The 585-nt window shown below is 67.7% G+C and carries 1 pseudogene; it reads left to right on the forward strand.

The annotated features are described in order from the left end of the window. Positions 1-585 (forward strand): annotated as a pseudogene (locus tag E4U92_RS03420) (RHS repeat-associated core domain-containing protein); the annotation flags it as partial.

The raw sequence follows: 585 nt of genomic DNA on the forward strand, positions 1-585 counted from the left end.
ACGTCACCGGCCGCAAGCGCACGTACAGCTACGACGGCGCGGGCCGCTTCTCCTACGCCAGCGAGGTCAAGGCCGGCGCCACCGTCGACTCCTGGCAGTACTGCTACGACCTGGCCGGCAACCTCACCTCCCAGGGCACCGACCCCGGCTGCCCCCGAGGCACCACCTACACCTACAACGACGCCCAGGAACTGACCTCCAAGTCCAGCTCCAGCGGCCCCTGGTCATACGACGCGGTCGGCAACGAGACCGCCGGCTCCTCCACCGACGACTACGCCCGCACGGCGGAGTCGTACACCGACCACTCCCAGCTGACGTCGATCACGGTGAGCGGAAAGACCTACGCGGGCCAGTACGGCTCCACCGACCAGAGCGAACGCATCAGCCTGGGCGACACCTACTTCCACAACGGCCCGCTCGGCCTGTCCGCGACGTCAACTGCCGGTGTGGACAAGGGCTTCAACCGCGAGCCCGGGGGCACGCTCAACTCCATGACGACCGGGGGCAGGAGCTACTACTACCTCACCGACGCGATCGGCTCGGTGATCGGCCTGGTGGACGTGGACGGCAACAAGGTCGACACCT

Source organism: Streptomyces galbus (assembly GCF_005280195.1).
Lineage (GTDB): Bacteria > Actinomycetota > Actinomycetes > Streptomycetales > Streptomycetaceae > Streptomyces > Streptomyces galbus.